The organism is Bacillus pfraonensis (assembly GCF_050768835.1).
Classification (GTDB): domain Bacteria; phylum Bacillota; class Bacilli; order Bacillales; family Bacillaceae_G; genus Bacillus_A; species Bacillus_A pfraonensis.
Map to the genome: position 1 here is coordinate 17415 of NZ_JAHCDO010000009.1, position 23165 is coordinate 40579.

The window sequence follows — 23165 nt, forward strand, 5'->3', positions numbered from 1 at the left end:
GGGGGGTTCCCCCTTTTATTAAAAGGAGATTTTCTATGGGAAGCTATATTATTAAAAGGTTATTAATATCTATTCCTTTACTTTTCGTTATTTCATTGGCAACGTTTGTTTTAATCAATCTTTCTCCTTTAGATCCGGCAGAAGTGGTATTACGTGCACAAGATACTCCAGAAATAACAGGTGAATTAATTGCACAAACGAAAGAGAAGTTAGGGCTGGATAAACCATTTATAGAACAATATTTACATTGGACCATTGCCTGCTTGCAATTAGATTTTGGGAATTCATATGTTACAGGGAAACCAGTTTGGTCATTAATAGGACCAGCTTTTCTAAATACATTAAAACTAACCATAGTGTCATCTGTTTCCATTATTATTTTATCGATATTATTAGGTGTTATCTGTGCAATGAAAGAAGGAAGGATAATTGATAAATCAGTAAGAGGGATTTTATTTCTTCTAACAGCAATGCCATCATACTGGCTTGCTTCCGTTATGATTTGGTATTTTTCTGTTAAATTCGATCTATTACCAACAAGCGGGATGAATTCGTATAAAAGTTATATTCTACCGGTTATTGTCATCACGATAAGTTATGCAGGTGTTTACTTTCGAACTGTTAGAAGTTCGATGTTAAGTAACTTAAATGAAGACTATGTACTGTATGGAAGAGCATGTGGCTTAACAGAGGGGAAAATTACTATACATGTTTTAAGAAATTCACTGCAAGTTGCCGTTTCAATATTTAGTATGTCTATACCTATAATATTGGGAAGCACAGTAGTAATAGAAAATGTGTTTGCATGGCCGGGGTTAGGAAGTCTGAGTGTTAAATCTATTCTAAGTAGAGATTTACCGGTTATCCAAGCGTATGTCCTTATACTAGCGGTAGCATTTGTGTTGTTTAATATGATTTCCGACATTATAAATGCTGTAATGAATCCTAAATTAAGGAATGATCTCTAAATGAAAATATTAAAAGCTTTAGGGAAAGATAGGTTAGCCATTATATCTTTGGTAGTCATTGTTGTGATAATTGTTGCCGGTATATTTGCTCCTTTACTTGCGCCACATGATCCCGAGGAAGTAAATATGAGACTTCGGTATGAAGCCCCATCGTGGGAATACCTATTAGGTAATGATCACTTAGGGAGATGTGTCTTATCTAGACTGATTTATGGAATTCGTCCTAGTATTCTATGGGTTTTAGTTACGCTATTGATAATTGTTTCAATTGGAACTATTTTAGGGCTCATAGCCGGTTATTTTAGAGGAAGAGTAGATGCTTTTATCATGAGGATTTGTGATATTATGCTTTCTTTTCCAGGGTACGTTATGGCATTAGCAGTTGTGGGTATTCTAGGCGTGGGTTTTAAGAATATATTAATTGCATTTATTTTCATCAAATGGGCATGGTTTGCTCGAGTAATCAGAACATCTGTTATGCAGTATTCTGAGTTAAACTATGTGAAATTTTCTAAAGCATCTGGTATTAGTAATATGCAAATTATATGTAAGCATATTGTTCCTGTTGCATTGCCTGATATAGCGGTGATCTCAAGTAGCTCTATTGGTTCAATGATTTTACAAATATCTGGATTTTCATTTCTAGGTTTAGGAGTTCAAGCCCCAGATGCCGAATGGGGAATGATGTTAAATGAGGCGAGAAAAGTTATGTTTTCAAAACCAGAGTTAATGTTAGCACCTGGACTAGCTACTATTATTGTGGTATCGGCGTTTAATTTTTTATCTGATGCATTTCAGATTGCTTTAGATCCTAAATTAAGAACTTCTAAAAATAATGCTCGAGAAAATTGGATCACCCCTAAAGATAAGTTAAAAGAAAAAGAGGTGGCAAAATAAATTTATGAATATATTAGAAGTCAAAAACTTAAGAATCTGGAATAGCAACACTAATAAAGTGATTATTTATAATAGCTCATTTCATTTAGAGCATGGAAGCTGTCTAGCAATCGTGGGAGAAAGTGGCAGTGGGAAGTCTGTAACGTGTAGGTCAATTATTAGATTGAATAAACCTTGTATTCATCAATCGGGAGATATTCTATTTAAAGGAGAAAACTTGAATAGTCTTTCTGAGAAAGAGATGAGAAAGAAAAGAGGAAAAAAACTTTGTATGATTCTACAAAATGGCATGAGTGCATTTGATCCTTCCTGTGTGATTGGTGTTCATTTAAGGGAAACGCTTGCCCAACATTTTGGTTGGAATAATAGCAAAATAGTGGGTGAAATGAAACATGCTATGGAAAGTGTCATGTTGAAAAATCCGATAGAGATAATGCATAAATATCCATACCAGCTATCGGGTGGAATGTTACAACGAATTATGATTGCATTGGCATTAGTATTGAAGCCTGACATTATAATTGCTGATGAGCCGACCACAGCACTAGATACAATTTCACAATTTGAGGTCGTTGAGCAATTTGTTAAATTAAGGGAAAGAATGGGGTGTTCGATGATTTTTGTTTCCCACGACTTAGGTATTGTAAAAAAAATTGCCGATAACATTTTGGTAATGAAGGATGGGAGAGTTATTGAAAGGGGCAATACCCAAACCATCTTTTCAGAAGCACAACATGAATATACAAGATATTTAGTATCCACTAGATTAGCACTAAGCAATCATTTTAAGAGAATAGTGGGGAGGAGTTCTAATTGTTGATAGTTGATCGTGTTGAGAAATCTTATAATAAAGGCGGATTATTTTCTAGAAAAAAGCAGAAAATCGTGAAGAAAGTTAGTTTTGAATGTAGGAATGGCGAATGTCTCGGCATTATCGGAGAAAGTGGCAGTGGAAAGTCAACATTAGGACGCTTGATATTAGGAATTGAAAAGTCTGACCGTGGAACAGTTTTATTTGAGGGAAATCGTGTAGAGGACAGAAAAGTGAGGTTAGGTAACATTAGCGCTGTCTTTCAAGACTATGCTTCCTCAATCAATCCATTTTTTACTGTTGAAGAAGCGATTATGGAGCCCTTAAAAGCTCAGAAAAAGGATAGAAAAGAATTTAACAACAAGATTAATAATTTACTAAGTCAAGTTGGATTAAATCCGTCCTATAGAAAGAAATACCCTCATGAGTTATCGGGAGGGGAAATTCAAAGAGTATGTATCGCAAGAGCTATCTCAACGGAGCCCAAATGCATTTTATTAGATGAAGCAATCAGCTCTTTAGATGTATCTGTTCAAAAACAAGTACTTGAATTATTAAAGGAATTAAGAAAGATTTATGATATGAGTTATATTTTTATAACACATGATATTCAAGCTGCTGCCTATATCTGTGATAGAATTATAATCTTTAAAGATGGTCAGATTGAAGAAATAGCCCAGATTGAGCAATTAAAGGATGTTCGGTCAGAATATGCAAGGAAATTACTGGGGATGGTAGTAACGTTTTGATATGATCCATGTTGAGTATGCATCATTATTATAGTGTAGGTATGAAAAGAGTAGGTCTTTTTAGGTAAATAATGAAACGATTTCAGAAAAAGAGTTCGTTGCAAAGAGGTATAGAATTAGGAGGAGAAATTGTGAATGGAGCTATGTCTTGGCCTTTTCTACGTTTATATATATTAGTTTTTCTTTATTTTAGTGCTAATGCCATATTAAACGTTATTATTCCTTTGCAAGGGGGAATATTAGGGGCGAACAATACAACAATTGGTTTAATTATGGGAGGGTATCTATTTACAACTATGTTCTTTCGCCCGTGGGCAGGTCATATTATTCAAAAGTACGGTCCGATAAACGTATTACGTATTATTCTCATTCTCAATGGTTTTGCTTTAATATTATATACTATTTCTGGGTTAGGGGGCTTTTTCGTTGCACGTATTTTACAAGGAGTTTCGACAGCTTTCTTCTCAATGGCATTACAGCTGGGGATAATTGATGCACTGTCAGAGAAGGATCGCTCTCAGGGAATTTCACTTTACTCTTTATTTGCTAATATGCCAGGTATTATTGGGCCTGTAGTAGCATATAACATTTGGAAGGCAGGAGGTATGGATTATTTTACAGTGGTGCTGATAACAATTGCCATCTTTACAGGGATGTTTGGCTATAGTGTTAAAATAGAAAAAAGAAAGAAGCAACCTGTTTCAGATAGTACTGAGCAAGAAGAAAGTATACTTGAATCTTTCAGGCAGTTAGTAAAAAATCCACTTTTGTTCAAATGCAGTATATTAATGTTAGTTGCTTCGATCGTATTTGGAGCTATTACAACATTTATACCACTATACGCTATACAGTTGAAAAGTGGAAATGCTGGAGTTTATTTAATGCTTCAGGCGGGGACTGTTGTCTTCGTTCGTTTTGCTTTAAGAAAAAAAATTCCTTCAGACGGTAAATGGCACTCGTCTTTTGTTATGGGGACTATGATTCTTTTAGCAGTAGCTGCACAGTGTGTAAGTTTTTCTATAATAGGCGGAGCAGTTTTTTTCTACATAGGTGCAATTTTAATGGGAATACCTCAGGCTCTTCTTTATCCAGCATTAACAACGTATTTGACTTTTGTCTTGCCACAAAAGAATCGTAATGTGTTAATTGGTTTATTTATTGCCATGGCTGATTTAGGTGTTTCGCTAGGCAGTGTCATTATGGGGCCGATAGCTGACTTTACCTCATACTCATTTATGTATATGGTTTGTGCTATCTTAGGTGTAATGATGACTATTTTTGCTTATGATCGAAGAAGAATATTTGCTGGGTAAAATTTAATACTATCTCGAAATTCATCCCCCACGTCTAAACATGAAGGTGTGAAAACATCAATGAAAGTGGGGGATGAGTTTTTGTTAGGCAAAGCCAATTTTTTTAATGATTTTGGTAATCACGGGCAGCAAGAGCTAGAAAACTACTGGTAGAGTTGCAAGAGAACGGAATTTGCTATAATTATAAACGAGTTGCTCGGGTTTAGTTGCTAGACGCAGATTAGGTAGACGTTGCAGCAATGTGCCAAATGCAATTTGTCCTTCTAGGCGTGCCAGCGGAGCACCTAAACAGTGATGGATACCATTGCCGAAAGCTAGATGATCATTTTCTTCGCGTGTAATATCTAATGCTTCAGGATTAGAGAATTTCTTCGGATCAATGTTGGCAGCTGCCAGAGAGAACAGCACCATTTCACCTTTGTGAATCGTTTTGTCATGCATCGTGATGTCTTCACCGGCAAAACGGTTACCTACCATAATTGGACCAGCATATCGCAACAGCTCATCGACAGCGGAGGGAAGCATCGAAGGGTTGGCTCGTAGCAGGTCCATTTGTTCGGGATGTTGCAGTAACGCGAGTATGCCATTACCAATTAGATTGACGGTTGTCTCATGCCCAGCTATAATGAGAAGCCAAATCGTCGAAAGAAGCTCGTTCTTACTTAGCTTGTCTTCCTTTTCTTGTACTTGGACTAGAGCGCTCATCAGATCATCGTTAGGATTTACGCGCTTTTGTGCTAGTAATGTTTCAATGTAATGAATAAACTTTTCGAGCGTTGCAGTAACTGTAGCACCCTGACGAGGATCCATAGCAGCGTTCATGAGTTCATGTGTCCAGGCACGAAATCGATTTCGATCAGCAGTGGGAATTCCAAGCATTTCTGAAATAACAATAATGGGCAGAGGATAGGCAAAATCCGCAATAATATCCATCTTTCCTTTTTCCTTTACCGCATCCAACAATTCGTCGGCAATCTCCTGAATACGGGGACGAAGGTTCTCAACCATACGCGGGGTAAAGGCTTTAGAGACCAACCGGCGTAAGCGAGTATGATCAGGTGGATCGACTGTCAGCATATTTGGCATATTCATCATCCATTCAAACAGCTTGCTCACAGATGTATTCTCTTCAATAAATTTCTGTTTATCTTTGGGTGGTTCGAATTTTCGCAAATCTTTGAGAAAACGAGGATCTTTCAGGATGGAAAAAACATCGTCATAGCGCAATGCGATCCAAGCTCCCCCCATACCGTAAAAGTCATCCAGACGAAAGAGGGGTTCTTGTTTTTCGAAGAGAGGCTTATAGAACATAATAGGATCACGCATAGTTTCAGGTGAGTTTAAATCACTAAGAGTAATTTTTTTCATTTGTTTACTCCTTTCAGTTTAATTGGTGAGTGAAAAGGCTTATATATCCTCTTTACTAGAAAAATTAATGATGGATTATGCTACGAAAACGATTCATCTAATTGAAAAAATTTTGAGCATACTCGTCATCAATCGTGTCCTTTTCTCTACAAGTTTCTTTTGAAATGCGCCAATTTAATCTAGATCAGCTTACAATTCTTTTACGGTCAACACCTTCTTGAAGTGGATTTTTTCAATTAACTGCTTGGGCGCCTTATTGCTTAGAAGCAATTATATGACGATATTTCTTTTCAAGAGAAAAGGTAGGAATTCCTTCTTTTTTATTCAATCTTAAATGGATTGCTTCACATCACTATCAAGCGAGTAAACAAAAATTGGACAGCTCCTTCAATTTATCAAGCCAGAAAAAATCTAAGTATTAGGCATAAATACATTTTAATATGCAATATTTCATATTAATGTATGCTTTATATTGTTATAATAGGGGATATAAATTCTACAACATTTTTCATTGGAAAACTAATGAATATGAAGTTTCCCTACTAGAAAAGGAAAAGAATTATAATAATTCTTTTCCTTTTTTGTTGATAAGCAAAACTAATCTAATGTAAGAAGATACATGTATACAATTGTTAGTGCTAATGTAAATATATTACGACATTGAAAATCTCAAAAAGTTTCTTGATTCAAACATTTTGTTATATCCTTTTAGTGGCAAACATTTTGAAAAAAAGGTGTTAAAATATAATCGTATCAAAAATGAATTAAAGAAAGACTGATAAAAACCTAGCTTTCCTTATATACGTATTTAAACAATTTTGTTTATTAACAACATTTCTCTTTCATTGCTTTCATCATAGACATAGTAGAATTCATCATTTCATCACATTCTTGCATTTTATTCACCATAGCTTTATCCATTTCTACATCCATTTGCATCATATTGTTCATCATCATTTTCATACATTTCATTTCGCACATCATTTTTTCCATAGACATCATCATGTTTGTTGTTCCTACCATCATTGTTTTTTCCATTTTAACATCCTCCTAAAATTTTTATATCTTGCAAATATAGGAATTCGTTTTTATTTTACAAATACCTCCAGATGTTAGTGTTGCTAAATATTTAGAAAGAATTTTCTTAAAAAGAAGAAAATGAGTTTTTAAGAGATAATGTTTAAATTAGAGATGAACGAATGGAGGAACTTGAAAAGAAATTACATGAATTAAAAAGAGCAGCTAGAAATAGCTAACTGCTCATCTTCCAGGGGGAGGAGAAAGATTATTGTATCTACATTACTGATGGAATATTGAGGTTTATTGAAAACTGTATCGTTACTTATTAAACAGAACATATTTTTTACGAGATAATTGGAATGAGAATCAGTGGAGGATGGGGAAAAACCCACTGATTAAAGTTTCACTTTATATAATATCTCTAAGGTTTATCCTTATTTTTCTTGTTTCTTTTCTCCCTCTTCTACATTCCATTCATCGCCCCAGTAAATTGAGATGTTATCGCCATCCTGCATGCTTACATCTTCCGTGGCGTTCAACTCATTTGTGTGTTGGTTTTTTTGGGTTGTTAATTCTTTTTTTGAACGATTTGGCTTATGAGTAGACATATGCATTGTTCCTCCTTAAATAGATAGTTACTTTATACTGGTATTATTTCTCTGTTGTGAAGGTTTATACCATTCTTGTTTCTGAACGCTTGGCTAATCATTTACAAAGAGTACATTAGAAATACTTAAGGAACTTTTCATTGACATAATCAGCGTTCTAGGAATAAAAACAAATTCCCTAAAAAATCTTCCTTTCTATCTATCTTTTGGAGTAAAATTATTCCTGTGTTTTAATTTTTTGGATAGGGAAAGGGAGTTCTATGAAATCTTTACTAAAAGTAACATGTACAGCATTTTTACTTACAAGTTTAACGGTAGCTTGTAGTGAACAAACGACAACAAAGCAAGAAGTAACTACTCAATCAAAAGAAGTGTCTGAAGAGAACAAAATGGAGAAGGATGCACTACTATATGGAGAAATTGCAAAAGGTGGGTACTACAGAGCAACAGTTGAAAATGCAAAATATGAGCAAGTAGATGGAATAGAGCGCATTGTAGCTCGTGTTACGATTAATAATGCTCGGGCTGATGAAAAAGCAATTGATCTTTCAGAAATACAGTATTTTGTTAAAGATGAAAAGTCGGGAGAAAAATATGAAGGTCAAGTTATGCCTATGTACGAAGAGAAATTCAAAAGTGTTCCAGCTGGCTACTCTTTAACTTTTGACGTTTCATTTAAGATGGAAAATCTACCAAAAGATTTCAATAGTATGTATCTATATATGGATAGCAAGCTTGATCCATTTGGAGATATCCATTGGAAACTTGCTAATCTAGTATCTAAATGAAAAGATGTCTAATTTAGACATCTTTTTTTGTATAGAGAGTTGTATACACTATTTATCCCGCATTAACGGGCAGTAAGACTCCCATCTCAAAATTCAGCAGGAGTAAAGAAAGTAAGTGGGGAATCAACTGTTCGTAAAAGCACGATTGGTGAGGGCTAACTATCAGTGGGGGATGAAGAAAAACCCCACTGATGGAAGTTTCACTTTATCCTGTTCTCATCCTTCTAGAGCGTCTTAATTCACTACGCCTTTGTATTATGAATAAGAAGAGATTCCTAACTTTATCTTTTTTCTCTACAATAAATATAGTAATGAATAGGGGGATTGTTACTCCTACAATTGTATAAATTATATTTCCGTAATCTGTAAATTGAAGGAGGATTTTATTAACCCCTATGTGCATATACATGATAGCCATGCCTTTTTTGTTAATAAGAGAAAAAAGCGATAGGATTGTTCCGGATTTCATGAGCTGGAATATCCCGCAATATGCTATGGTCATTATTAACGGAATCACTACATCCAAACCATAGTGTTCATATGATACATACTTCATACTTAAATGATAATCCATCATATTCAGTTCCTGAATTGTAATAAATCCAATTATCAATAAGATACAGACCCCTGTAAGTACAGAAGGGATTTGTTGTATATACGGTTTTATATAATACCCTATACTATAATATACAAGGGCAAGCATAGACACATCTATATTCCAAGGGATCCATACATGTAGGGAAGGCTCTAAGCCGCCCAATGTACCGATATAACTTCCTTCAATATGAGACACTATATATAAGAGTATAATAAACAACAAGCGGGTTTTTGTTCTTTTAAAAATAAGAAAGATAACAAGGAATAATACTTGTGTAAAGAACAGACAAGTTACAAACCAAAATACTCCGTAATAGCTTGTAATAAACCTTCCACCAAACAGTACATTTCCAATATCTTCTATATACCAATTTAAAGAAACATTCCCTTGTATTAATTCTTCTACATAGCGAATGATTGTGAAGAGACCTAAGTACGTTATATAAGGAATGAGAAGGCTATGTGCTCTTCTTTTTAGATAAGGTCCGATTTGTGACCATCGTTCTACCGGTTTAGATACATAACCGCTAAACAAAAAAAAGGCAGGCATATGAAACCAATAGATGTAGGTTATAAGGCTGTTATGATTGTAAGCATGCCCTGCAACAACAAGAATCATTGCAAATCCTTTTGCTGAATCAAGCCACAATTCACGTTGTTTATTTATCATGCTTTCACCTCCTGGCTGTAATACCAACACCTATTTTAAAAGGAATGAAAGTGACTTTTCCAATATGTTATTAGGCTTTAAAACGTTAGTAAGGAAATAGAAACACTGGTAATGAAATAATAATTTTGTAATGTAATAGAAAGAGAAAAATGTATATGTATCGTGTTGTACATTTAAAGAAATGGATCTGTTAAATTTTAATGTAGATTTTTAAACTAAATTAGGGAACTTCATACAAAGTTCCCGATACCTTCAATCATATTTGTTTTTCTGTTCGGAAGAGTAATCAATTGAATTAGCTATTTTAACTAATACTTTGGGTGTCACCTTGTCAGAACCCCTTTTATCAAAACTAAGCATATATTGCCAATTATCTCTATCAAAAACTAATACATTAAAACTAGAAATATTCATATATGTGGCTTGAATGTCATTTTTCAGCTTATAAACACCCAAAACATACTTATCTTTTATTGGGATTTTATGCTTAACAGGTCGCACATCAATTTTGTAATGGTTTTCAGGAGATTTATCACTAATAAATTCCATTTCAAATGAGTCGTTCATTTCACCTTCTAAATCACTAAATCTTCCAAAATAGTGTGTGAATTCGATAGGAGGAACTCTAAGTGGCAGTTTTAAGTCTTGTTTGAAATGTTTTTCAACTTCACGTACAGCTTCTTCGACAGTTGTATATCCAATTTCAGAATAGATTTGTTCAAAAGGTTGGGGTTTATCATTTGAATTTGCAAATACGTTATTTACAGTAACTATTTGGAAAAAAATAAATAACAAGAAAAGGTAAAAAATTCTATTCATCGACACCACCCTAATCATTTTTAGGTGTATCTTTCCCGACGTTCAGCTAAATATCCTGATCTATGGGCCATAAGTCCCCCATCTTAATATTCAAAGTGAAACGAGGAAGATAGGTGGGAGATGACTGCCCGTAAAAGCCTGATTGGTGAGGGCTAACAATTAGTGGGGGATGAAGAAACCCCCACTAATAGAAGTTTCACTTTATACCATTGAGATGAAAGGTATAAACATTACAAAATTTTAGTCTTTGATTATATAGATGAAACCTATCATTTATTCGCTAGATTTCACGGTTTATTTCTTTTGTACAAGTAGTTTTTTACATGAAAAAAAGAATATGTGAAGTATGGCTGAAGAAAAAGATTTTCCAGTTTATAGAAAAAGGTTATCATGTTAAAATATCAGAAAAGTAAAATAATAGAGGTGGATACAAAATATGTCTATATTAGAGAAAATTAAAGAAAATGTTTCGAAAGTCATTGTAGGAAAGGAAGAAGTAATTGATTTGGCAATGATTGCGCTAGTCGCAAACGGACATGTTTTATTAGAAGACGTACCAGGAACAGGAAAAACAACACTGGCGAAGACACTTGCGAAAAGTATTGATGGAGCCTTTCAACGTATCCAGTTTACCTCTGATACGTTACCTGGTGATGTAGTAGGCTTAGAATATTTTGATATGAAAGAGAGTGATTTTAAAACAAGGAAAGGACCTATTTTTGCAAATCTTGTTTTAGTAGATGAAATTAACAGGGCCGTTCCACGGACACAATCAGCGTTATTGGAAGTAATGGAAGAACGAACAGTAACAATTGCAGGGATAACACATGTATTACCAAGCCCATTTATTGTATTGGCGACGCAGAATCCGTTAGAGTCGGCAGGGACATTTACGCTTCCAGATGCGCAGTTAGATCGTTTTCTATTAACGATTCGCCAAGGATATCCAAATCGTAAATATGAAAAGGAAATGTTGAAACGCTTTAAAGAAAACAATCCATTTAATGACTTACAAGGCGTTGTAACTCTTTCTGACATATTGGAGTTGCAAGAGCAATCTAAAAAGATTCACATACATGATGAGGTGGAAGAATATTTGCTTGATATTGTAGAAGCGACGCGAAATCATGATTTAGTAGAAATTGGGGTGAGTCCGCGTGGATCTTTAGCTTTTATGAGAGCTGTTCAAGCAAGGGCTTTATTAAAGGGGCGGGAATATGTAACTCCTGATGATTTGAAAGCTTTAGCAGCTCCGGTTTGTGCACACCGCTTAACGTTAACAATTGAAGGGGATATGAAAACAACTAAAGTAGATGTACTGCAAGGGATTTTAGAAAAACTTGCAGTTCCAGTGGAAAGCGTATGAATGAGACTATAAAAAAGAAACATCCGTTGTTAGAGTCTCTTTTTATAGGGGGAATTGGTGCTATTTGTCTTATTCTCGTCGTATTTACCAATCAATTTTTCATTGTGGCTATCTTTTTGTTTTATTTGTTATTAGTCGGATTTTTGTATTTATATATGAAAGCAATCATGAGAGTGAGATGGGATATCTCTCAAAATCAACAGAGACTATTTATGAACGAAAGAGGAGAATGTGTCGTACAAATTATAAATGAGGCCCGTTTCCCAATTTTTAAAGCAGCTCTGCAGTTTCGCTCTGACGAACAAGTGGAGTGGGAATCGGATCAGAAGATGAAGCGTTCGAATCACTCCTATCAAATCCCTTTCCAGATAGAAGGGAGAGATATGATAACAATTACGTTAGAGGGGAATGCAAATGAAAGAGGAAGACAAGGGTGGCAAGCAGCGGAAGTGAAAATATCAGATCCGTTCGGTCTTTTAACATATTACTTACCTATCGAACAAAAGAAACTTCCTGTATTTCATATTCTTCCGCAAATGTCGAAAGTAACAATACCAGAAATGACAACTTGGAAGCATGGGTTTCGCAGAGCGGCTGTTTCTCCGTTATATGATGAAACGAAAATAGTAGGTGTGAAAGCATATGAAGGAGAATCTTTTCGTTCGATTCATTGGGGTGCAACCGCAAAAACTGGAGTGATTAGTGCGAAAAAGTATGAATATACACAAGGCGATCGGTATGCGCTGTATGTAAATCTATTGGGGAAAACAGGATATACGCTTCGTACGGATATGGAATATTTAATTCAAGTCGCTGCTGGGGTATGTCGGGAGTTAATTTCACAAGACTGCTCGTTTGAACTATGGATAAATGGAATACGGGAACAAGGTGTGATTCACTTAAATGGCGGAAAGCACCGAAAACAACTTTATAAAGCAATGGATCTATTGTCTTCGTTAACAGAAAAAGATACACCGCTTAATGCGCATTTCTTTTATCAAACAGGATTCCGAAGACAAGAAGCGGGCTGTATTCCATTAATTATTGGATATCCACCTGAGAAGCAAAAAGGGTGGGTGCAAATCGTGAAGTAAAGGGAGGAACGGTGAGTAAATTGAAATGGGGATCACGTGTTATATTTTGTTTCCTAGCTATTGGTCTTTGCTTTATATTAGCGATTGGAATAACGAAAGGCGCTTTTTTTGCAAAGGAACAGGTAATAGATTCTTCTCAATCAAAGATAGGAGAGGGTGGTGAACCGCTAACACAAAGAAAATGGAAATTCATAGGAGAAGGAACGCCGATGGAACCAGGGGAGGATTCAGGAGTATTATATGAAATTGAAGATTCACCAGATTTTAATAAAGATGGATATTATCAGAAAGGGGATTTCAAAGGAATCCCTCGAGATAAAAAGGTGCCAATTGGTGGCGAAGAGTTTTTAGGATTTAACAATGGAAATGTATTTATACAGATTGGCATCCTTTTTTTAGTGGTTTTAATTGTACTTTTTATCTTTCGCCGTAAACGGAATAAGAAGCAGCCGATTCATCATATACATTTGAAACAAAAAGAAATACGAAAAGCTGAGGGAAATGCAGAACAAGAAAATCAAGATAGTTTCATATTTCCAGCAGAAGAAGTAAGAGCAATGCTAATCAAATGGGAAATGACATTACCGAAGTTTGAAAAGAGAAGATTACAAGAGACGGTTCAACAATGGTTTTCTCGTATTCGCAAAAGTAATGATATTATTCCAATTTATGAGAAAGTGAGATATGGGGAAGGAACTGCTTCAAATGAGGAATTGCTGATGATGCGGGGATGGATCAATGAAAATGTAAAAAAGTCCTTATAATACCAATGCGAAATAAGTAGGAGAGAGCAAATAATATAACCACACCTTTTTTATTGATTTATGGAGATGCAATATCTTAATGAAATCTTGAAAAGGGGGAAGTTATGAAGAAATTCATTAGTGTGCTCAGTATAATGATATGTTTTTTTCTGTTAAGTGGTTGTGATCGCACCTATTCATATGTTGGAGAAAGTAAGCATTGGAAAGGAAAATATATCATTTCACAAACAGATACGAATGAGTCTGGAGAAGGTACGATTACTTACAAAGGAAAAAATAAAGAAAAAGTTAATGAAGTAAAATGGAAAGTTGGAAGTAATAGTGGCAATCAAGAAGGAACAGGATTCATTGATAGAGGAACGATTCAATTAAAATCATCATGTTCAGGTTGTGCAGTGCATGATAAGGAAGAAGCGTTTCTTGTTACAATTGAATGGGATGGAAAGAAAGAGACTTTTGAAATGGCATACAAGTAGTTGAGTGCCCCTATATAGGATTACTTTAGTTGTTAAGAAGGAGTGATGGGATGAGTAAGAACTTTATTATATTTGGAGCAAACCAAGGGCTAGGTGATGCATTTGTAAAAGGTTTACCCACCAAGGGAGATACAGTATGGGTGGTGTCACGCACTAGGCCAAGTAGTTTAGATATAAATGATGGTGTAAATCGTAAATGGCTCGCAATTGATTTATCTAGTCAACAACAAATTTCTTCTTTAAAAGAAACGTTAAAAGATGTTCCTATTGATGTATTAATCTATAATGTCGGCGTATGGGAAAAGCATGGTTTTGAAGATGATTATACGTTCGATAAGGATGAAATTGAAGATATTTCGAACTTAATCAATATTTATTTAACCTCTACTATTACTTATATTCAGGCGCTTTTACCTAATATAAGACAGGCGAAAAACGGAAAAATTATTTTAATTGGCTCAACAGCAGGGTTAGGTCATACGAATAATGCACAAGTTTCATTTGTCACATCTAAATTTGGCTTACGTGGTATTACAAATGCTTTACGCGAGCATGTGAGAAAAGACAAGATCTCTGTAACGTGTATAAATCCAGGAGAGCTTGCTGCTGAAGTCCCTTATGAAGAAGGTGCAGAAAAGGCAATTATGTTGTATGAAGGTACACGTATTCCCGTACAAGATATTGTAGCCATTGTCCAATGCGTGATAAATTTATCACCTGTTTCATGTGTAAAGGAAATTATTATTCCTGCCATAACAGATTTAAATGCATGAATCTTAAAATCTAAGATTATATTCATCAATGATGATTAAAAAATAAAAGAATCAAATTCTTATAACCTCTATATAATCGTTCACATGAAAAGAATCTATTTTGATTAATATTTTCAAAATGGATTCTTTTTATGTGAGTAAAATGGGGATTCATGGGATGTTTTTAATCAAATTTATATTAAAGTAACAATAATATTATTATATTTTATTTTTCTTATTGTACTAATGGAGTATTTTTAATTAAGAAAAATAAGGAGAGCTGAAGAAGAAAGTTGCAAAACCATAATATAGTTATAAATGTAATTTGAAAATGAATATTAACGTACAGTCCAATAACATTTTATCGCTTCTTTTTCAACACATTTGACAAACTCGTCCTTCCCATCGCAATATCCGTCAATATCATTTGGATACTGCCCCGCAAGTTTGCTTTTTAATTCTCCATACTGCTCGCAGATTGCTGGATGTTCGCGGTGGTAATCTCTAAATGCTAAGTGTCTTTCAATTTCTTCTATGTTGTTATATTGAAAAGCGTGAATTTGGTGAGTACGATGATCTCCACCTTTACGGAAATACCTTCTTTCAGGAATCCCGAATTCCACCATAATTTCATAACCAATATTTTGAAATTGGTTAGAAAATGAATCCAATTTATTCACATCATTGACTACAAGTAAAATATCAATAATAGGTTTTGCCTTTAAATTTGGAACTGATTTACTTCAAATATGAAAACTATTCACCAATTCTTTTTGAAGGATATTTCTTATCAATTGCTCTTCTTGTCGATATTCGTTGTTCCAATTCTGATCATAATCTACAACTTTTATAATCATTTGATAGCCCCTTTCTTTGAAATGTATTTTGATAGAGTCAATTTGCATATGTAATGAAAAGTATTACAAAGGATAGTGTATTGTCAACATTATTTGTTTATCGTGATGGGTATCTTACTTCACTCTAAATCTAGAATTAAGCTATCGTATCGGTTCATTCAATTTCCTAAAGGGCGTTTTCGAAGTGTTACGATCAGCAAAATAAGAAAAAATGTATTAAAATTTATTATGTTTGAATTTTTAGAATTTTATTGATTTATGTTTTGGTATGTGTTACTCTTCTATCAATCGCAATTATGAAGTTTAAACTTCATAATTGCGATTGGTAGAAGTTTTAAATTCAATTCGGAAGGATGAAATGTTTGGATCTAAAAGAAATTATTCAAGAGGAATACAATCAACTCTCTAAAGGGCAACAAAAAGTTGCTAAATATTTATTAGAAAAGCCTAGCGATTTTGCTGTTAAATCAGCAAGTGAGATTGGAGAGCAGGTTGGAGTAAGTGAAACAACTGTGATTCGATTTTGTTACTCTATAAAATTATCAGGATTTTCCGAACTTCAAAAAATGGTTCGTGAGCAACTTCTTTTTATGAAGAGCAGTCTTGGACAATATTTTTCCAACAAACTTGAATTAGCCGAACAACCTCATTTTTATGCGAAAGTAATGGAACGAGATTGTCAACATATACAAGAAACCATCAATAATATTGATGAAAATGAATTTGAACGGGTTGTCGATCAATTAGTAAAGACGGATAAAATCTATGTTTTAGGGTTAAAGTCTTCATTTTCTGCAGCTAATTGGCTCACAATGACTCTCGGTCTCGTGAGGGGAAACGTCCAGATTCTTCATCCTGAAACAAACGATTTGTTATGTACTTTAAGTGAGATAGATCATCGATCAACCCTAATCGCTATTTCGTTTCATCGTTATTTGAAGGAAACAATTAAAGTGGCCGAAATGGCTAAGGAACAAGGAGCTTTTGTGATTGGAATTACGGACTCTCCTCTTGCTCCAATTAGGGAATATGCAGATGCTATTTTCCAAATGTATTCATCTGAGAAATCAACGATTGATGCTACTCCAGTACTGTTTTCGTTTTTGAATGCTATTGTTGCTGGTGTTTCTATCAAGGATAAAGATCGATTTGAAAAGCGCAAGGAACAGTACGAAAGGCTGAATGGAGATTACTTTTTTGTATAAAGCGGGGGAAGAAAAGATTGAAGGAATATATAAAACAACTTAAACCGAAGATTGACTCAGTCTACGAACATTTACATAATCATCCAGAAATTAGCTGGCAGGAGTATAAAACAACGGAATATATTCAACATTTTTTACAGGAACGGGGCTTTATGGTGCAAACTTTTGACGATTGTCCAGGTCTCGTCAGTGAGGTAGGAACAGGAGAATTTTGTATTGCTTTACGAACAGATATGGATGCGCTTTGGCAAGAAGTTGATGGTCAATTCCAAGCGAACCATTCTTGCGGACATGATGCACATATGACAATGGTTCTTGGAACAATGCTTCTGCTTCAAAGCTTAAATGTTTCTACTACTAAACTTAAATTCATCTTTCAACCTGCTGAAGAAAAGGGAACCGGAGCTTTAAAGATGATCGAAAAGCACGTGTTAGACGATGTACATTTTTTATACGGTGTTCATCTTAGACCAATTCAAGAATTACAAGATGGTCAAGCTGCACCTGCGATTTATCATGGGGCAGCCAAATTTTTGACAGGTGAAATCCATGGTGAGGATGCACATGGGGCACGACCACATCTGGGGCAAAATTCCATTGAAATTGGGGCATCTATAATTAATGAAATGAAAAGTATTCATTTAGATCCGATGGTACCTTACACAGCCAAAATGACAAAGTTCCATGCCGGGAGTGAGTCAGGAAATATTATTCCGGGTAAAGCCTTATTTAGTATTGATTTACGAGCGCAAACAAATAGAGTCATGCATGAACTTACTGAAAAAATCGAGAACATTGTTAAAGGTATGGAGAAGATTTACGGGGTTGAAATCATGTTAGAAACAAAAGCGAGTGTAGCTGCAGCTGAGGTGAGTAAAGAGGCGCAGCATTTTATGAGAAAAGCGATTGTGGAGTCTTTAGGTGAACGTCAGCTTCAAGAACCCATTATTACTTCAGGGGGAGAAGATTTTCATTTTTATACGTTAGAAAATCCAGACGTTAAAGCAACAATGTTGGGATTAGGGTGCGATTTGCAGCCTGGGCTTCATCATCCACAAATGAACTTTAATCGAAAGGCTATATATGCTGGTATCGAAATTCTTGCAAAGACAGTATTGAATACAATAGAAGCATATAAAACGGGGGAGTTAACGTGAATTCAACAATTGAAATACGTGAACTAAACAATTATACCGATATGAAGTTCGTGCAAAATCTTGAAAAAGATGTATGGGATATGGAGCCAATTCCACTTCATCAAACGATTACAGCTTCTCAAAATGGGGGTCTTTTACTAGGAGCCTTTTTAAATGGAGAAATGATTGGATTTAGCTACAGTTTTCCTGGCTTTTTTGAAGGACAAAGCTATTTATGTTCCCACATGCTTGGTATTCATCCAAGTCATCAAGGAAAAGGAGTTGGAGCTGGACTGAAACAAGCTCAAAAGAAACTTGCTTATGAAAAGGGATATAACTTAATCACATGGACGTATGATCCACTTGAAACGCGAAACGCTTATTTAAACTTATCGAAGCTACGTGCTATTTGCTCTACATATATGGAAAATTGCTATGGGGAAATGGAAGATAACTTGAATCGGGGACTCCCTTCTGATCGTTTTAAAGTTGAATGGTGGATTGATAGTTCGCATGTTTCTAAGCAACAAGAGGATTACATGAATCAAGCACAACATGTTATTCAATGGGTACAATCGAAGGATCATTTACCAAAACTCATAAATCTTGAAAAAGATTTACATAATATTGCTGCTATGGATACACCTTTATTAGTACCGGTACCATCCAACTTTCAACAGATGAAAAATACAGATTATGATCTTGCAATTGATTGGCGTTTTAAAACGAGAGAAATCTTCCAAACTCTATTTTCGCAGCAGTACGTTGCTGTTTCGTTAATAAAAAATGCTGGTGAGCTTGTTCACTATTATGTTTTAGTTAAGCAGCAAAATTTGGAGGGAAATGGAATAATAAGAAAAATTCAATAACAGAAGATGCATTTATACTTATATAAATATAGAGGGGGAAACGAAAAATGATAGTAAAAGAGATTATTTTACGACATATAAAAATGCAATTGAAAGCGCCGTTTACGACAAGTTTTGGAACATTTCAAGACAAGGAATTTCTCTTACTTGAAGCTAAAGATGAAAGCGGTATTAGTGGATGGGGAGAATCAGTTGCATTTCATTCCCCTTGGTATAATGAGGAAACATTAAAGACAAATTGGCATATATTAGAGGATTTTATTATCCCTAGTATACTTAATAAAGAAATTGAACATCCGCAGGAAGTATTTGAGCGTCTATCATATATCCGTAAGAACAATATGGCAAAGTCCGCGATTGAGGGTGCTGTGTGGGACTTATATGCAAAGCAAAAAGGAATTCCACTCGCGGCCGCTCTTGGTGGGGAAAAGAAAGAAATAGAGGTCGGGATTAGTATTGGCATCCAAGATAAGGTTGACGATTTACTTCAATTGGTTGATGAGTACGTCAATGATGGATATAAAAGAATGAAAATAAAAATAAAACCGGGTTGGGATGTCGAAGTCATCAGGGAAGTCCGTAAACATTTTCCTCATGTTCCGCTGATGGCTGATGCCAATTCTGCCTATCGACTAAAAGATATAGAGCGATTAAAGGCGCTTGATGAATTTGATTTAATGATGATTGAGCAACCTTTAGCCCCAGATGACATTATCGATCACGCACGGTTACAAAAGGAGCTTTCAACTCCAATTTGCCTGGATGAGAGTATTCACTCGTATGAAGATGCCAGAAAAGCAATTGAACTGGGAAGCTGTAAGATTATCAATATAAAAATTGGACGTGTTGGGGGGCTAACAGAGTCAAAACAAATACATGATCTATGCCAGGAACAAGGCATTCCAGTTTGGTGCGGTGGCATGCTTGAATCGGGTATAGGGAGAGCACATAATATTGCTTTAACAACATTATCAAACTTTGTTATGCCTGGTGATACTGCGGGGTCTTCTCGCTATTGGGAGCGAGATATTATTGAACCTGAAGTAGTTGTTGAAAACGGAATGATTAGCGTCCCTGATAAACCAGGAATTGGCTATGAACCAAATCGAGAAATGATTCAACGATTTACAGATTACGAAAAAAACTATTTTTAATAGGGCCAAAGAGGAGGGAGATAGGCTCCTCCTTTTCTTAATTCGCTTAAATTTATCGGAAAATTCAGATTTACAAGGAGGTAAGTATGAAGAGAAGTATTCGGATTGCTGGAGCATTTATTGGTTTAATTGTCGGAGCGGGATTTGCTTCAGGACAGGAAGTTTTACAATTTTTCACAAGCTTTGGATGGATGAGTGTTATAGGCGCATGCGTCGCAACTATTCTTTTTGCATTTTTAGGAATGAATCTAACTCAACTGGGAAGCCGTTTGCAGACAACTTCTCACAAAAATGTGATTTACTATATTTGCGGTTCTTACCTGGGTATTGTTGTTGATGTAATCATTATATTTTTCTTATTTGGTGTTACAGCTGTGATGATGGCTGGAGCTGGTTCGATTTTTGAACAACAGTTTGGTATTCCTGGTATTGCCGGAAATATCATTATGACTGTATTAACTATTGTAACAGTTTGTTTTAACATTCAAAGAGTTATTTCGATAATTGGACTTGTTACACCGTTCTTACTTATACTTGTCATCATCATTGCTATTCATTCTTTTTTTACAATGGATGTAAGTTTCTATGAATTACAACAAATTGCAGATAAGCAAAACGCAGCTGCATCGAATTGGGGATTAGGAGCGTTATTATATGTTTCATATAACATTGCCGCAGGTGCTGCTATGCTTATCGTGATGGGAGGAACAATAAAAGATGAGAAAACGGCGGGGCTAGGAGGGATACTCGGTGGTATAGGGTTAGGCATTCTTATTTTACTTATTAATCTTGGTATGCTTACAAAACTAAACAAAATAACAGACGTAGATATGCCTATACTCTTTTTGGCGAATGAGATTTCCCCAATATTCGGCATATTTATGTCTATTGTATTATTAGGTATGATCTACAATACTGCCGTAGGAATGTTATATGCTTTCACAGCAAGGATTATAAAACCAGAATTACCTAAATTCAAAATGTTTGTTGTTCTATTTGGAATTGCAGCGTTTAGTGCGAGCTTCATCGGGTTTACTAAACTAGTAGGAACTGTATACCCTCTAACGGGCTATCTTGGATTTATTCTCATAGCCTCAATCATCTTTGCATGGTTTAGAGGGAAACAGCAGGTGAAGAATCCTATTACTAAAATAGACGCTTAATGGACATGTTTTCATATAAGAGGAGCGGGATCTTTTAACTAGGTTACCGAAAAGAATCCTCTCACTTCAATCGTGTGAAGGGCGTAGCTCAACGATAAGTGGGAGATGAATTTTTGGTGGCGTAAGTTAAAGTGCTTATAGTTATCTGATGATTTTGTCAAAATAAATCTATACACATAGAAAGTTGAGAACACAATGGAATTAGATAGTAATAAATATTCAGTCTTTCTTCTGCATGATCATTTTAAATACCGCAGAAAAGTGTTTGATAATGACATATCTAATTATGCAAAAGACATTTTGTGAGAATAAGACAGTCATATAACATTACGCTCGAAGACTGGATCAACCAAAAAAAGCACTTTCGAATAGTGCTTTTTTGGAGAGAGCTAAAATGATTATTTAGATTATTAATATATGTGTGTATCAGTTAAAGGAGAAAATGGAATGAAAATTTCATATTGAATTTCCCTAATATTAAAACGTTTTTTGCTAACTTCTTAAAAGGAAATACTGTTGGCAGGAATAAAATGTTTCAAGTTAATACGTATAAGAGAAAACTGATATTCACCTTGAAATAACAACTTGGTCTACCAAAATTGTTATTTTCTTTTCTTAAGACTGCACATATTGTTTAATTTGATCAATACATAAATTTCTCATTTCTGTACTGGAGTACGCCTTGTAATTTTTATACCAGTCTACCGTATGGTCTAAAGTCTGTTGAAGAGACCATTTTGGTTCCCAGTTGAGCTTGAATTTTGCTTTACTTATATCCAGGTTTAGGAGTGTTGCCTCATGAAATTCTTCTGGATTTACATTTGAAGATATCCAATTCCCACATCCCCAGGACTTTATTATACCGGTAACAAGCTCTTTTACTGAGACAATATTATTTAGTTTTGGACCAAAATTCCATGCACCAGAAAAAAGGATACCATCTGTTAAAATTTTTTCTGTTAAAAGTAAATATCCACTTAAGGGTTCTAGTACATGTTGCCAAGGTCTTATTGCATTAGTATTTCTAATAAAGATTTCTCGATTTGATTCCAATGCTCGTATACAATCAGGAATAATTCTGTCTATTGACCAATCTCCTCCGCCAATTACATTGCCTGCTCGAACACTTGCGATTATTTTTTTATGATGCTCATATTTTTTTTCTGGAAAAAAAGAGTTACGGTAGGAAGAAATTAAAAGTTCACAGCATCCTTTGCTAGAGCTATAAAGGTCATGTCCACCCATTGGGTCATTTTCGCGATATCCCCAAACCCATTCATTGTTCTCGTAACATTTGTCACTTGTAACTATAATTCCCACTTTAGTTGATTCATGTAAACGAATTGCTTCTAATACATTCATTGTTCCCATAACATTTATATCATACGTATCTTTAGGGTTCTCATAGGAATATTTAACAAGTGGTTGTGCGGCTAAATGAAATACAATCTCAGGCTTATATTCTTTGAAAAGCTTATTTAACTTATTAAAGTCTCTTATATCCCCACGAATATCAATTATGTCGTTTTGGAGATTTGTTAACATAAAATTATCTTTTTTATTTTTAGGATCTAAAGAATATCCAATTACAGTTGCACCTAACTCTTTTAACCATATGGATAGCCAAGAGCCTTTAAAGCCGGTGTGTCCTGTGATTAAAATCTTTTTTCCATCAAATACATTATTAAAGCTATTATTTAACAATTGATTCACACCTTAGA

Annotated in this window: 22 protein-coding genes and 1 pseudogene; 16 read left to right on the forward strand and 7 right to left on the reverse strand. The window is 34.9% G+C overall.

Annotation, left to right across the window (positions count from 1 at the left end):
* The first annotated feature begins 35 nt into the window (after positions 1 to 35).
* From opp1B to cntE, 5 genes are all read left to right on the forward strand, one after another.
* Positions 36 to 968, forward strand: coding sequence for a nickel/cobalt ABC transporter permease (gene opp1B, locus KFD70_RS09940; RefSeq protein ID WP_336452435.1), 933 nt, complete (start codon positions 36 to 38; stop codon positions 966 to 968).
* Positions 969 to 1865, forward strand: a complete 897-nt coding sequence (cntC, locus tag KFD70_RS09945; protein WP_431613163.1) for a staphylopine uptake ABC transporter permease subunit CntC — start codon at positions 969 to 971, stop codon at positions 1863 to 1865.
* Between the two features lie 4 nt (positions 1866 to 1869).
* Complete coding sequence (cntD, locus tag KFD70_RS09950; RefSeq protein WP_336452433.1) at positions 1870 to 2685, forward strand: staphylopine uptake ABC transporter ATP-binding protein CntD; 816 nt, start codon at positions 1870 to 1872, stop codon at positions 2683 to 2685.
* Positions 2679 to 3425, forward strand: a complete 747-nt coding sequence (locus tag KFD70_RS09955) for an ABC transporter ATP-binding protein (protein WP_336452432.1) — start codon at positions 2679 to 2681, stop codon at positions 3423 to 3425. The genes cntD and KFD70_RS09955 overlap by 7 nt, the downstream gene beginning before the upstream one ends.
* Before the next feature lie 131 nt (positions 3426 to 3556).
* A complete protein-coding gene (gene cntE / locus KFD70_RS09960) occupies positions 3557 to 4738 on the forward strand; it encodes a staphylopine family metallophore export MFS transporter CntE (RefSeq protein WP_431613164.1) in 1182 nt (393 codons plus the stop codon).
* A gap of 135 nt (positions 4739 to 4873) precedes the next feature.
* Here cntE and KFD70_RS09965 read toward each other — a convergent pair whose 3' ends face one another.
* The 3 genes from KFD70_RS09965 to KFD70_RS09975 form a co-directional block, all read right to left on the reverse strand.
* Positions 4874 to 6106 carry a cytochrome P450 family protein gene (locus KFD70_RS09965; protein WP_336452430.1) on the reverse strand — a complete coding sequence of 411 codons (1233 nt, stop codon included), beginning with the start codon at positions 6104 to 6106 and terminating at the stop codon, positions 4874 to 4876.
* Positions 6107 to 6931: 825 nt separating this feature from the next.
* Positions 6932 to 7144, reverse strand: coding sequence for a hypothetical protein (locus tag KFD70_RS09970; protein ID WP_174102717.1), 213 nt, complete (start codon positions 7142 to 7144; stop codon positions 6932 to 6934).
* A 416-nt stretch (positions 7145 to 7560) separates the two neighbouring features.
* Positions 7561 to 7734: a hypothetical protein gene (locus KFD70_RS09975; RefSeq protein ID WP_431613165.1), complete on the reverse strand. Its 174-nt coding sequence runs from the start codon at positions 7732 to 7734 to the stop codon at positions 7561 to 7563.
* A 260-nt stretch (positions 7735 to 7994) separates the two neighbouring features.
* On the opposite strand from KFD70_RS09975, the gene KFD70_RS09980 reads away from it, so the two are divergent.
* A complete protein-coding gene (locus KFD70_RS09980; RefSeq protein WP_431613166.1) occupies positions 7995 to 8522 on the forward strand; it encodes a hypothetical protein in 528 nt (175 codons plus the stop codon).
* A gap of 205 nt (positions 8523 to 8727) precedes the next feature.
* Here KFD70_RS09980 and KFD70_RS09985 read toward each other — a convergent pair whose 3' ends face one another.
* Both KFD70_RS09985 and KFD70_RS09990 read right to left on the reverse strand, forming a co-directional pair.
* On the reverse strand, positions 8728 to 9789 hold the full coding sequence (locus KFD70_RS09985; RefSeq protein WP_431613167.1) for an acyltransferase family protein: 1062 nt from the start codon (positions 9787 to 9789) through the stop codon (positions 8728 to 8730).
* Between the two features lie 252 nt (positions 9790 to 10041).
* On the reverse strand, positions 10042 to 10608 hold the full coding sequence (locus KFD70_RS09990; RefSeq protein WP_336452426.1) for a hypothetical protein: 567 nt from the start codon (positions 10606 to 10608) through the stop codon (positions 10042 to 10044).
* 436 nt (positions 10609 to 11044) lie between these two features.
* Between KFD70_RS09990 and KFD70_RS09995 the strand changes: the two genes are divergently transcribed.
* The 5 genes from KFD70_RS09995 to KFD70_RS10015 all read left to right on the forward strand — a co-directional run bounded on the left by KFD70_RS09995 (position 11045) and on the right by KFD70_RS10015 (position 15081).
* Entirely contained in the window at positions 11045 to 11974 is a 930-nt protein-coding gene (locus KFD70_RS09995; protein ID WP_336452425.1) for an AAA family ATPase, read from the forward strand.
* Positions 11971 to 13068 (forward strand): DUF58 domain-containing protein, encoded by a 1098-nt coding sequence (locus tag KFD70_RS10000; protein WP_336452424.1) that lies wholly within the window; start codon positions 11971 to 11973, stop codon positions 13066 to 13068. The genes KFD70_RS09995 and KFD70_RS10000 overlap by 4 nt, the downstream gene beginning before the upstream one ends.
* Positions 13069 to 13079: 11 nt before the next feature.
* On the forward strand, positions 13080 to 13832 hold the full coding sequence (locus tag KFD70_RS10005; protein ID WP_431613168.1) for a hypothetical protein: 753 nt from the start codon (positions 13080 to 13082) through the stop codon (positions 13830 to 13832).
* Between the two features lie 104 nt (positions 13833 to 13936).
* On the forward strand, positions 13937 to 14308 hold the full coding sequence (locus KFD70_RS10010) for a hypothetical protein (protein ID WP_336452422.1): 372 nt from the start codon (positions 13937 to 13939) through the stop codon (positions 14306 to 14308).
* A gap of 50 nt (positions 14309 to 14358) precedes the next feature.
* Positions 14359 to 15081, forward strand: a complete 723-nt coding sequence (locus tag KFD70_RS10015; protein ID WP_431613169.1) for an SDR family oxidoreductase — start codon at positions 14359 to 14361, stop codon at positions 15079 to 15081.
* Positions 15082 to 15398: 317 nt separating this feature from the next.
* On the opposite strand, the pseudogene KFD70_RS10020 reads toward KFD70_RS10015, so the two are convergent.
* Positions 15399 to 15791 (reverse strand): annotated as a pseudogene (locus KFD70_RS10020) (GrpB family protein); the annotation flags it as partial.
* Between the two features lie 488 nt (positions 15792 to 16279).
* Here KFD70_RS10020 and KFD70_RS10025 point away from each other — a divergent pair.
* The 5 genes from KFD70_RS10025 (at position 16280) to KFD70_RS10045 (ending at position 21444) form a co-directional block, all read left to right on the forward strand.
* Positions 16280 to 17122 (forward strand): MurR/RpiR family transcriptional regulator, encoded by an 843-nt coding sequence (locus KFD70_RS10025; RefSeq protein WP_336452419.1) that lies wholly within the window; start codon positions 16280 to 16282, stop codon positions 17120 to 17122.
* A gap of 17 nt (positions 17123 to 17139) precedes the next feature.
* The gene (locus tag KFD70_RS10030; protein ID WP_336452418.1) at positions 17140 to 18279 is read left to right on the forward strand and encodes a M20 peptidase aminoacylase family protein; all 1140 of its coding nucleotides are present in this window, start codon (positions 17140 to 17142) and stop codon (positions 18277 to 18279) included.
* Between the two features lie 41 nt (positions 18280 to 18320).
* Positions 18321 to 19127: a GNAT family N-acetyltransferase gene (locus tag KFD70_RS10035; RefSeq protein ID WP_336452460.1), complete on the forward strand. Its 807-nt coding sequence runs from the start codon at positions 18321 to 18323 to the stop codon at positions 19125 to 19127.
* 47 nt (positions 19128 to 19174) lie between these two features.
* Entirely contained in the window at positions 19175 to 20281 is a 1107-nt protein-coding gene (menC, locus tag KFD70_RS10040; RefSeq protein ID WP_336452417.1) for an o-succinylbenzoate synthase, read from the forward strand.
* 86 nt (positions 20282 to 20367) lie between these two features.
* Positions 20368 to 21444 (forward strand): YkvI family membrane protein, encoded by a 1077-nt coding sequence (locus tag KFD70_RS10045; RefSeq protein WP_336452416.1) that lies wholly within the window; start codon positions 20368 to 20370, stop codon positions 21442 to 21444.
* 615 nt (positions 21445 to 22059) lie between these two features.
* Here KFD70_RS10045 and rfbG read toward each other — a convergent pair.
* Entirely contained in the window at positions 22060 to 23148 is a 1089-nt protein-coding gene (rfbG, locus tag KFD70_RS10050) for a CDP-glucose 4,6-dehydratase (RefSeq protein WP_336452415.1), read from the reverse strand.
* Between the last annotated feature and the right edge of the window lie 17 nt (positions 23149 to 23165).

What these genes read in the sequence shown, in the direction of transcription:
- opp1B (WP_336452435.1), top strand. Translation starts at nt 36, where the DNA reads ATGGGAAGCTATATTATTAAAAGGTTATTAATATCTATTCCTTTACTT.
- cntC (WP_431613163.1), top strand. Translation starts at nt 969, where the DNA reads ATGAAAATATTAAAAGCTTTAGGGAAAGATAGGTTAGCCATTATATCT.
- cntD (WP_336452433.1), top strand. Translation starts at nt 1,870, where the DNA reads ATGAATATATTAGAAGTCAAAAACTTAAGAATCTGGAATAGCAACACT.
- KFD70_RS09965 (WP_336452430.1), bottom strand. Translation starts at nt 6,106, where the DNA reads ATGAAAAAAATTACTCTTAGTGATTTAAACTCACCTGAAACTATGCGT.
- KFD70_RS09970 (WP_174102717.1), bottom strand. Translation starts at nt 7,144, where the DNA reads ATGGAAAAAACAATGATGGTAGGAACAACAAACATGATGATGTCTATG.
- KFD70_RS09975 (WP_431613165.1), bottom strand. Translation starts at nt 7,734, where the DNA reads ATGTCTACTCATAAGCCAAATCGTTCAAAAAAAGAATTAACAACCCAA.
- KFD70_RS09980 (WP_431613166.1), top strand. Translation starts at nt 7,995, where the DNA reads ATGAAATCTTTACTAAAAGTAACATGTACAGCATTTTTACTTACAAGT.
- KFD70_RS09985 (WP_431613167.1), bottom strand. Translation starts at nt 9,789, where the DNA reads ATGATAAATAAACAACGTGAATTGTGGCTTGATTCAGCAAAAGGATTT.
- KFD70_RS09990 (WP_336452426.1), bottom strand. Translation starts at nt 10,608, where the DNA reads ATGAATAGAATTTTTTACCTTTTCTTGTTATTTATTTTTTTCCAAATA.
- KFD70_RS09995 (WP_336452425.1), top strand. Translation starts at nt 11,045, where the DNA reads ATGTCTATATTAGAGAAAATTAAAGAAAATGTTTCGAAAGTCATTGTA.
- KFD70_RS10000 (WP_336452424.1), top strand. Translation starts at nt 11,971, where the DNA reads ATGAATGAGACTATAAAAAAGAAACATCCGTTGTTAGAGTCTCTTTTT.
- KFD70_RS10010 (WP_336452422.1), top strand. Translation starts at nt 13,937, where the DNA reads ATGAAGAAATTCATTAGTGTGCTCAGTATAATGATATGTTTTTTTCTG.
- KFD70_RS10015 (WP_431613169.1), top strand. Translation starts at nt 14,359, where the DNA reads ATGAGTAAGAACTTTATTATATTTGGAGCAAACCAAGGGCTAGGTGAT.
- KFD70_RS10035 (WP_336452460.1), top strand. Translation starts at nt 18,321, where the DNA reads ATGAAGTTCGTGCAAAATCTTGAAAAAGATGTATGGGATATGGAGCCA.
- menC (WP_336452417.1), top strand. Translation starts at nt 19,175, where the DNA reads ATGATAGTAAAAGAGATTATTTTACGACATATAAAAATGCAATTGAAA.
- KFD70_RS10045 (WP_336452416.1), top strand. Translation starts at nt 20,368, where the DNA reads ATGAAGAGAAGTATTCGGATTGCTGGAGCATTTATTGGTTTAATTGTC.